Source organism: Amycolatopsis sp. NPDC104863, from assembly GCF_055582965.1.
In genome coordinates, this window is record NZ_JBVJOW010000008.1 from 475,187 (window position 1) to 483,357 (window position 8,171).

Here is an 8,171-nt window from a genome sequence, read left to right on the forward strand (position 1 = left end):
GCGCCGGGCCACTGCCGGGAGAAGATGTCGTAGGTCCGCCGGCCCATCAGCATCGCCGAGCAGCCGCGCAGCGCCGCCAGGGAGGCCGCCGCGCTGCCCGGGCCGGGAAACGAATCGGTCCGGGCCGTTGACCGGTGCTCCGGTGGGGCGGTACTTTCCGACATGGTTAGGAAACTTTCCTAACCATCGGCCGCCGCCCTTGCCCCGGAGGACCCATGCGTCTCGGAACAGCGGCGGTCGCGGTGCTGGCCGCGGTCGTGTCAGTGAGCTTCCCACCCGCCGCGGCGGCGACCGCCGTCCGGATCCGGGTGGACCAGGTCGGCTACTCGACCGGGGAAACCAAGGCCGCCTACCTGATGGGCACCACGGCGAACGCCGGGGCCGCGTTCACCGTCATCGACACCGCGGGCCGGTCGGTGCTGACCGGCAAGGTCGGCGCCGGCACCGGGAAGTGGAGCTCGGCCTACCCGGCCGTCTACCCGATCGACCTCTCCGCGGTGCGGACGGCCGGCACCTACCGGATCAAGGTGGGGGACACGGTCTCGCCGAGCTTCAAGGTCGACACCGCGAGCGCGCTGTTCGCCCCGCTCGTCGAGGACACGGTGAAGTTCTTCCAGCTGCAGCGGGACGGCTCGGACGTCGTCCCCGGCCCCATGAACCGCAAGGCGAGCCACCTCACCGACCGGACGGCCGCGGTCTACGACGTGCCGAAGTTCGACGACGAGACCATCACGGGCAAGCTGACGAAGACGGGCGCCACCGTCGACGTCTCGGGCGGCTGGTTCGACGCGGGTGACTTCCTGAAGTTCACCGCGACCACCTCCTACACAGTGGCCAACCTGCTGCTGTCCCAGCGATCCCACCCGAGCGCGTCGCTCGCCGCGGAGGCCCGGTTCGGCCTGGACTACCTCGACAAGATGTGGGACGCCGGGCACGGCGTCCTCTACGCGCAGGTCGGCATCGGCGTCGGCAGCACGAAGGACGGCTTTGTCGGCGACCACGAAGTGTGGCGGCTGCCGGAAGCCGACGACGCGCTCGACGTCAAGGCCGGCGACCCGGACTACTTCATCAAGTACCGCCCGGTGTTCGCGGCGAACAAGCCCGGCGCGAAGATCAGCCCGAACCTGGCCGGGCGCGTCGCCGCGACGTTCGCGCTGGCGGCCCAGAACCTGGCGGCCACGGACCGGGCGAAGGCCACGCAGTACCTGACGACGGCGGCGGCGATCTACGCGCGCGCCAACACCGGCGGCGGCAGCATCGTCTCGGTCTTCCCGCACGGGTACTACCCGGAGTCGTCGTACCTGGACGACCTGGAGCTGGGCGCGACCGAGCTGTCCCTGGCGGCCAAGGCACTCGGTGACAGCCGCACCGCCGGCTGGGCGACCGATGCCGGGAAATACGCCAAGTCCTACCTCGCCAGTGGCGACCAGGACTCGCTCAACCTCTACGACGTCAGCGCGCTCGCCCACGCCGACCTGGTCGGCCTGCTGCGGCAGGCGGGCGCGCCGAAACTGGCCGTCACCGAGGCCCAGCTGACCGCCGACCTGGCCCGCCAGCTGGCCGGCGGCACGGCGCAGGCGGCCAAGAGCCCGTTCCGCACCGGCGTCCCGGTCTCGCAGGGCGACGGCGCCACCCACGCGTTCGGCCTGCTGACCACGGCGCTGCTGTACGGCCGGCTGACCGGCAAGCACGACTACGACGCCTTCGCCACCCAGCAGCGCGGGTACCTCCTGGGCTCGAACGCGTGGGGTATCTCGATGATGATCGGCGAGGGCAGCACCTGGCCGAAGTGCGTGCACAACCAGGTCGCCAACCTCGCGGGCAGCCTCACCGGCTCCGGCACGGTCGCGGTCGGCGGGGTGGCCAACGGCCCGACCGGCGCCGGCCAGTTCGACACGATCGACCCGCTGCCCGACGGCTACCGGGAATGCAGCGACCCGTCGTACAAGACGTATGACTCGACGACGTCGCGCTACCTGGACAACATCCTGACGTGGGCGACCAACGAGCCGGCCGACGACTACACCGCGACCGGCACGCTCGCCCTCAGCCTGACCGCGGCCGGCTGAGGATCAGCGCGCGGTCACGGTGTTCCAGCGCGACGGCGGCAGCACGATCAGGCGCACCTTGCCGATGACGTCCGAGACGGGCACGGTGCCGTTGACACCGCCACCACCTTGGCAGCGCGAATCGCACGAGTTCCCGCGGTTGTCGCCCATCACCCAGAGCCGGCCCGCGGGGACGGTGACCGGGCCGAACGTCTGCCCCGGGCTGTCGGCGGGGAGCGGGCGGACGTACGGCTCGTCGAGCGGCTTGCCGTCCACCAGGACGCGGCCCTGGGGATCGCAGCACTGCACGGTCTGCCCGCCGACGGCGATGACCCGCTTGACGAAGTCGCGCTCGTCCGGCGGGGCGAAGCCGACCAGCGACCCGGCTTCGCGCAGCGCCTTGGTGACGAAGTTCGCCGGTTCCGGCGGGGCGATCTCGTTCTCGGTCCACGACTGCGGGCCCCGGAACACGATGACGTCGCCGAGGGAGGGGCCGGTGAAGTCGTAGGTGACGCGGTCGACCAGCACCCGGTCGCCGAAGCAGCCGGTGCAGCCGTGCAGCGTGGTTTCCATCGACTCCGACGGGATCAGGAAGACCTTGGCGACGAACTGCTGGATGAGGATGGTCAGCACCAGCGCGACCACGAGCAGGATCGGCAGCTCCTGCCAGAACGGCCGCTTCTTGCGCGCGCGGCGCCGCCCGGCCGGGGCCGGGTGGTCCCCGTGCTCTCCAGGTGCATCGGCGGCGGGGTCGGGAGAATCGGAGTCGGCCACGGCACCAGGCTACTGATCATGGTGCCGGGTCGCCTCAGCTGATGACCAGGCGAGTGATCAGGCCGTCGCTGATCCGGATCTCGAACGTTCCGTCGCCGTTGAACCGCCGGCTGGTCACGGTGAGGTCGACCAGGTACTCACCCTCGGCCTCGCCGGGCCGGACGCCGCGGAGCTCGAACCGCGCGCCGACACCGATGTTGTCGGTGGAGTTCCAGCTCGCGGCGCCGTCCTTCCCGCGGAACTCGCGGCCCCAGTCGTTGAGGTAGGCGTCCTCGCCGAAGGTGTCGACGAACGCGGCGTCGTCCCCGCGGTTGGTGGCGTCGATCATCCGCTGGACGGCGGGCGGCACGGCGGCGTCGGTCATGACATCCATCCTTACCCGATCCGCGGGCGCACGCGAACCGTGGCGCCGCCCCCACCGGGAGCGGCGCCACGGGTGGCGCGTCAGGCCAGGGTGAGGCCGTAGGCGGAGAGCTCCCGGGTCAGCGGGTAGAAGTAGCTGACCGTGGTGTTCCCGCCGGACAGGGTGCCGAGACCCTTGGAGCCGTCGTACGCCGGGCCGCCGGAGTCACCGTGGTCGGTGTGGGCGGTGGTGCCGAACTCGTGGTTGAGGACCCCGACGTCGAAGTTGACCGACTGGTCGACCGACGTCACCTGGCCGGTGCCGCCGCCGGTGGTCGAGCCCTGCTTCGAGATGCGCTCGCCGACCTTCGGCGCGGCCGCGCTGGTGATGGCCTGGCCGGTGTTGATGCGGCCGGGGCCGGTGCCGTTCGGGCGGGTCAGCAGACCGGAGTCCGCGCCGGGGCAGTCGCTTTCGACGACCCGGGCGCCGCTGACGTCGCCGCCGCTCCAGGTGCCGCCGAGGTTGGTGCAGTGCCCGGCGGTGAGCAGGTACGGGGTGCTGCCGCGCTTGACGTTGAAGCCGAGCGAGCAGCGGCCCTGGCTGTTCTGGATGGCGTCGCCGTCGGCGATGTACAGCTCCAGCTTGCCCGTCTGGTACTCGACGCGGGCGCTGTCGCCGTACTGCTTCGCGGCGGTGGTGACCTTGTCCGCGGTGGCCTTCGTGGCGGCCGAGAAGATGGTCACCACCACCTGGTTGGTGGAAGTGTCAATGCCCCAGGCGGTCTGCGGCACGTTCCGGACGTTGTCCAAGGCCTCCTTGACGCCGGTCAGGGCGGCGAAGGTGTGCGCGACCTTCTTGGCGGTGAGCCCGGCCGCTTCGACCTTCTTGGCGTCCGCGTCGGTCGTCACGTTGACGATCGCCTTGCCGTTGTCGAGGTAGTAACCGCCCGACGCGGCGCCCAGCGCGTCGGTCACCTGGTCGGCCTGCGCCATCGCGTTGCTCTGCGCGAGCGTGAACGCGGCTTCGGCCGACAGCGGCGCGGCGTGGGCGGCCGGCACGCACAGCGCGCACGCCAGCGCGGCCGAGGCGAACGCGGTGAAGCCGGCGAGTTTCTTCCGGGAAGTCATCAAAATCCTCCGGGACGTCTTGGGGGAGAAGACTGGCGAGAGGGGAGTGCCACGGTGGGACACCGCGAGACGATCCAGCTTCCGCGAGGGCCGCACCACCGACGAAGGTTTGTTTCCCACCGAACGGTCAGTGGTAAATCCCCCAAACAGGACATGGTGGGTAAAAACCACACGGAAAGGTCCGACGAAAGTCGGCCGGGTCCGCGCCGGGTCGCACTCGGGGCGAGCCGCTTGGCCTGCCGCAGCACGGGTTCCCGCTCGCGACCGGCCCGGCGATCACGCGTGGGCCGTCGGTGACGAGCGGGTCAGAGCCGCCGGGCCAGCCGGAAGACGCGGGCGAACACCCCGGCCCCGGTGAGCACCGACGCGCCGTTGGTGTCGCCCATCGTCGGGCCGTTGTGGAACTTCCGGCTGGAGACGAACCGCGGCTGCCCGGCCGAATCCAGGCCGAGGTAGATGCCGGAATGGTCGAGCACCGGGCCGTCTTCGGGGTCCAGGTCGAACAGCAGCAGGTCGCCGGGCAGCAGCCGGGCGAGCTGGGCCGCCGGCGGCGCGGCGCCGGTGTCGGCGACGACGACCGTGCCCGGCCCGGCCGTCGCGATGTCCCCGACCTGCCGGGGCAGCCGCCCGGGCGCCGGGTCCCGCCCGAGCGGGTAGCCGGCCCGGTAGCCGAACACCATCCGCAGGAACCCGCTGCAGTCCAACGCGTCCTTATGCAGGGGATCGGGCTCCTGCACCACACCGTCGTCGTAGGTCCAGGGCACTCCGAGATAGTCGACGAAGTCCGAGCCGGTGACCCGCTTGCCGCCGACCATCGGCCCGAAGAAGGCGCGGCCGGCGTAGCGGACCCCGGCGCCGGTGACCAGGTCCGGGGTGTCCCGGCGGTACTGCATCGCGAGGTCGAGGACGTCGGGACCGTCGTCGGGCAGGCTGCCCGCCAGGGTGTTCGCGAGCCACGCGCCCAGCTCGCCGTCGGTTTCCCCGCCGAGGTGCCAGGCCCGCGGCGCGAGGCGAATCCGGTCCTGAGTGGATACGGTGGCGGTGGTGGCCGCCGGCTCGGCGAACGTCCGGGCGGGGCCGCGGAAGACTGCCGTCCGGGCGCCGTCGGTCAGGGTCGCGACGGTGACGCCGGAGCTGTTCACGACGAGGGTGCGTGCCGGGTCCGCGGCACGCTCGTAGTGGTACGCGGGCGGAGCCGCCTGAGCCGGCAGTCCGATCAGGACGGTCAACGCGGTGATGGCCAGTGACAGCAAGGGTTTCATGGTTGCGGCTCGGCTTTCAGTCCACTGAAGACGGCGTTCGCGGGAGTGTCACCCGGGTTGCGGACGTAGTCGTAGGGAGCCCATTCGGGCGGCAGCCCGGCGACCGCCCGCCATTCGACGAGCTCCAGGTCGTCGACGTCGACGAGCCCGGTTCCGGGGCCCGCCCCGGCATAGAGCAGGGCCATGTTCGCCTGGACGCCGTCGCGGTCGAGGTCGGCGGGGGAGAGGTCGGCGGAGATCTCGTGCCAGGCGCCGTCGGCCGGAACCGCGACTGTGCGGTCCACCGTGCGCAGGAGCCGGGAGTCCGGGGCTTCGGTCGGATCGCTGTCGTCGAAGTGGTAGGCCGCGACCCGCAGCAACGCCGTGGTCCCGGCCGGCACCCGCACCCGGGCGCGGACACTGTAGGTGGGCTCGGGGTCCAGCGGGGCGCCGTCCGGCGCCTGCTCCCGGTGCCGGGGCAGGGTGACCCGCGCGACCGGGTGTGCCGGCCGGCCGCCGGCCCGCAGGTAGCCGGCCGTGCCGAGGGCGCCACCCCCGACGACCGGGCCGGCGCTCGCGGGCCAGTGCGTCGCCCCGCTCGCGACCCCGTCGGCGGTGTTGTCTTCGAAGTGCCCCCAGCCGAACAGGTCGCGCCCGACCGCCAGGCCCGGCGGCCCGCCGGGGTCCGGGCGCACGAGCCCGCCGCCCGGAACGGGCGCGTCGCCGTGCGCCGGAACCGTGACCGCGACCCGCTGTTCGGGGGGCGGGTCGGCGGTGATCCGCGCGGTGCCGTGGTCGAACCGGAACTGCGCCGGGCGGGAGTCCGCGTCCCGCGTCATCGGCGTGGTCACCACGCTCCGGTCCTTCGCGCGCTGGGTCTGGGCGTCCCGCAGGCCGGCGGCCCAGACGCCGTTCACCGTGCGCCGGGCCGCGGCGCCGGTGGCGACCGCGGGCCGGTAGCCGTCGATCTCGACCGGCACGAGCCGCGCTTCGACGAGCTGGTTGCCTTCCCAGACCGTGCGCAGGAAAGCGCTGGAGAAGGTCGCGAGGAAGTCCTGGTCGAAGACGAAGTTGCCCATGCTGTAGGCGATCAGGTGCCCCTTGTACCACTCCATTCCCTGCAGGACGTGCGGGTGGTGGCAGATCACGATGTCCGCGCCCGCGTCGATCGCGGCGCGGGCCATGTCCCGCGTCGGTTTCGCCGAAGCGGTCTGGAACTGGAACCCGGAGTGCAGCTGGACGATCGTGAGCCCGCGTTTCGCGGCGGTGATCTCGCCGGGGGACGTCGCCGGGTTCCAGGGCGCCGGGCCGCTGTGCCCGCGTCCGGCCACCCAGTCCTGCAGCTCGGGGTAGACCCGGGTGAGCGATGTCCACATCGGACCGGATTCGGCCGGGGTCAGCTTCGGCTCGAGTTTTTGGTACAGGCGCCAGGCGTCGCCGATGGTCCGGGCGGCGTCGGGCACGCGCGAGCCGAACCGCCAGTGGCGGAGCTCGTGCTGCCAGGCCTCGGCGTCGTCACCTGCGTGGGGATAGCTGTTGTTGACGAAGCTGCCGTCCACACTGGTGTAGGACAACATCGTCACGTCCGTGCCGTGCACCTGCGTGTGGTACGCCGGTTGCGGCCGGTCGCCGTCGGCGAGCCCGACGATCGGGAAACCCGCCGAGGTCAGGGCCTTCGTGGTGTCGGCCACCCCGGTGTCCTGCAGGTCGCGAGTGTGGTTGTTGGCCAGCGACGGGACGTCGACGCCGAGCCGTTTGAGCCCTTCGGTCGTGGCGGGTGGTGACTGGAGGATGAACCGCTTTCCCGGGTACGAGGCTTCCGGTGGCGCCGAGCTGACGACCGTCTCCAGGTTGACCGTGCGCAGGTCGCCGAGCCGGAACGCGGGAGCCACGGCCGCGACGACGTCCGCCGCGCCCCGGGCGGCGTCGGCGCCGGGGATCAGCGGGGTGCCCGGGGCGTCCTGGTAACGGCGGCCGAACATGACGTCACCCGCGGAGTGCACGGCGAAGCGCTTTCCTCCGTGGTCGGACAGCAGCCGCACGGGCACGGTGCGGCCGACGTCCGCCAGTCCGAGCGGGACGGGTTCGGCGAGGAACCCCGGAGCGGACACCACGGCGAGCGCGGGGCCGCTGCCCAGTGGCACCCGGGCGAGACCCGCGCTCGAAGCCCGTCCGGTAGCGCCGTCGGCGGCCACGGTCGCCGCGACCGGCGCACCGGCCTCGTCGGTGACGGAGACTGTCGCGGTCGGAGCGTCGGGAGTGCTGGACTGGCCCGTGTCCTCGAAGCTCAAGTACAGGACGGCCGCCGAAACGACCACAGCCATCAAGAAGGCGCCGAACGTCTTCACGTGATTCCCACCGCTGCGCTCCACCCGCTCGACGTTGATGAGGGGACAACTCCACTGAGTCCAGTGCGCTGCGGCAGGCGAGCACTCGATGCCTCTGTTGTAACTCATTCACGAGATGCTTGTCCAGCTCTCGGGCCGAGTTAGTTAAAGAACTTTACGAACAAAACCCCGGACCTGGGGGGGGGGGGGGGGGGGGAAGAAAGGGGGGGGGGGGGGGGGGGGGGGGGGGGGGGGGGTGGGGTGTTTGGTGTGGGGGGGGGGGTTCGAGGGGGGGGGGGGGGGGAGGATTT

The 8,171-nt window shown here is 71.8% G+C and carries 6 protein-coding genes; 1 reads left to right on the forward strand and 5 read right to left on the reverse strand.

All coding sequences use genetic code 11. The features are described 5' to 3' along the window. The first annotated feature begins 215 nt into the window (after positions 1 to 215). Positions 216 to 2,069, forward strand: a complete 1,854-nt coding sequence (locus ACZ63J_RS38285; RefSeq protein ID WP_465407187.1) for a glycoside hydrolase family 9 protein — start codon at positions 216 to 218, stop codon at positions 2,067 to 2,069. Positions 2,070 to 2,072: 3 nt separating this feature from the next. Here the strand turns inward: ACZ63J_RS38285 and lepB are convergent, their stop codons facing one another. The 5 genes from lepB to ACZ63J_RS38310 all read right to left on the reverse strand — a co-directional run bounded on the left by lepB (position 2,073) and on the right by ACZ63J_RS38310 (position 7,881). Then, entirely contained in the window at positions 2,073 to 2,822 is a 750-nt protein-coding gene (gene lepB / locus ACZ63J_RS38290) for a signal peptidase I (protein ID WP_465407185.1), read from the reverse strand. A 34-nt stretch (positions 2,823 to 2,856) separates the two neighbouring features. Further along, positions 2,857 to 3,186, reverse strand: coding sequence for a nuclear transport factor 2 family protein (locus tag ACZ63J_RS38295; RefSeq protein ID WP_465407184.1), 330 nt, complete (start codon positions 3,184 to 3,186; stop codon positions 2,857 to 2,859). 80 nt (positions 3,187 to 3,266) lie between these two features. Continuing rightward, positions 3,267 to 4,292 (reverse strand): S1 family peptidase, encoded by a 1,026-nt coding sequence (locus ACZ63J_RS38300; RefSeq protein WP_465337062.1) that lies wholly within the window; start codon positions 4,290 to 4,292, stop codon positions 3,267 to 3,269. Between the two features lie 305 nt (positions 4,293 to 4,597). Next, complete coding sequence (locus ACZ63J_RS38305; protein WP_465407182.1) at positions 4,598 to 5,554, reverse strand: NlpC/P60 family protein; 957 nt, start codon at positions 5,552 to 5,554, stop codon at positions 4,598 to 4,600. Beyond that, positions 5,551 to 7,881 carry a CapA family protein gene (locus tag ACZ63J_RS38310; RefSeq protein WP_465407180.1) on the reverse strand — a complete coding sequence of 777 codons (2,331 nt, stop codon included), beginning with the start codon at positions 7,879 to 7,881 and terminating at the stop codon, positions 5,551 to 5,553. The genes ACZ63J_RS38305 and ACZ63J_RS38310 overlap by 4 nt, the downstream gene beginning before the upstream one ends. Between the last annotated feature and the right edge of the window lie 290 nt (positions 7,882 to 8,171).